We start from the raw sequence: 1,479 nt of genomic DNA on the forward strand, positions 1-1,479 counted from the left end.
TCGATGTCGACTGTTGCAGACTTCGACTCTAACTGCCCGGGCGGCTCCGCTTCCAGACGATCTGTGTTATCGACCACCACGTAGTAATTCCCCTGCGGCACAGTGAAGTCGCCGCTATCATTGTTGATGCGTGGCTCCAACACCTCCGGGGTGATGCGCTTCCCCTGCTTGTATTGTATGAACTCGCTGGTTGTAACCACAAACAAATCAACCGGGATGTTGCTCTCGACGGTCAGCCGATACGTGAACTGCACCGCCGAGCTGATTGAGAAGTCCTCAGCGATGTAGTCGTTCCCGCCGATTGTCTCCGTCCTGTCCATAAGGATACTAGATGTTGCCTCCGGGCCAGGGACGGTTCCCTGTGCCCCGGGCCCTGTAGTGACTCCATCTGAGCCAGCCGCTGTGGCATCGTCAGTGGCACCTGGAATCGTTTCATCGCTCACACAACCCGAGAGAGTCAGCCCTGCAGCCATCCCTGCTCCCAGCAGGAACTCTCGCCGTGGCGTCTCCATATCCTTACATGTCCATCAAATGGCTAAAGCCTATCGTACGGGCGCACTGGGTTGCCCCGGCGCGCCCGCGACGCAGACGTTCGTCAGCAGCCCGCCGCCGTCAGCGACCGTAGCCGGCCGCCCCGTAGCCCCTGCCGGGGATCGTCGCGTTGCGGGCCCGCAGGGAAGCCTGTTCTGAGACGAACGAGCCGTTAGGGTCCCGATGCAGGAGTTGCGTGCGGGCGACCGCTGGGAGCCGAAGTCTGTGGTTTCGATGACGCGCTCGGAGTTGGATTTGTTACACTGTAGTTCGGGAAAATCAGCTGGTCGTGGGCAGAGATACTGAGCAGGAGATCCAGTCCCAGCAGTCTCGAACGTACCCACCAGAGACACTATCCGCTGACAGTCTGGACACCCACCACTTAGACGTTTCTCTCAGAATTTTTGAGGAGGGTGCGCGGCCGTTTGGAATAGGGGGGTGCCCCCTGAACGCGCGGGGGATGTCCCTGCCTATTCGTGACCCGCGGCCGCGGAGTGAGTCGGCAGGGAAGGCCAGGTCGTCGATTGGGGATTCGAGGTCTTCGATGACCTCGGCCCGCCGGATGGAGATCGGGCCCGCCCCGGGGTCGAGGATGGGAGCTGGACGCGCCGATGGTATCGGCTGATAGCGACCTCACGCACGATAAGACGAAGCAGGTTATCAGGGTCGAGGACTACCGAGACCGATCCGATGGCGTAACCGACGACTCTTACTGACGCCCGGTTGCGCTGCGACTGCTTGTTAGACCCACGAATTGGCGACTGTCGACGCTAATTTGTTCTCAATCCGGCGAAGGTGATCCGCGACTGTCCCTGACGACAGATCAAGTTCCGTGGCGAGTTCTGCCTGCGTGGTTTCGCGTGGCATATTGTAGTAGCCATGCGACACAGCAGTTGCAAGCACCTCCTGCTGGCGCTCTGTGAGAGAGACCAATAGCGGGCTCACTGA

Annotated in this window: 1 protein-coding gene and 1 pseudogene; both read right to left on the reverse strand. The window is 60.2% G+C overall.

Features of this window, described 5'->3' with window-relative positions:
- Positions 1–512 (reverse strand): annotated as a pseudogene (locus BMX17_RS25725) (hypothetical protein); the annotation flags it as partial.
- Between the two features lie 760 nt (positions 513–1,272).
- The coding region (locus tag BMX17_RS24845; RefSeq protein WP_139203810.1) for a helix-turn-helix domain-containing protein at positions 1,273–1,479 on the reverse strand (207 nt) is incomplete at its 5' end.

Origin of the sequence: Halorientalis persicus (assembly GCF_900110215.1) — an archaeon.
GTDB lineage: Archaea > Halobacteriota > Halobacteria > Halobacteriales > Haloarculaceae > Halorientalis > Halorientalis persica.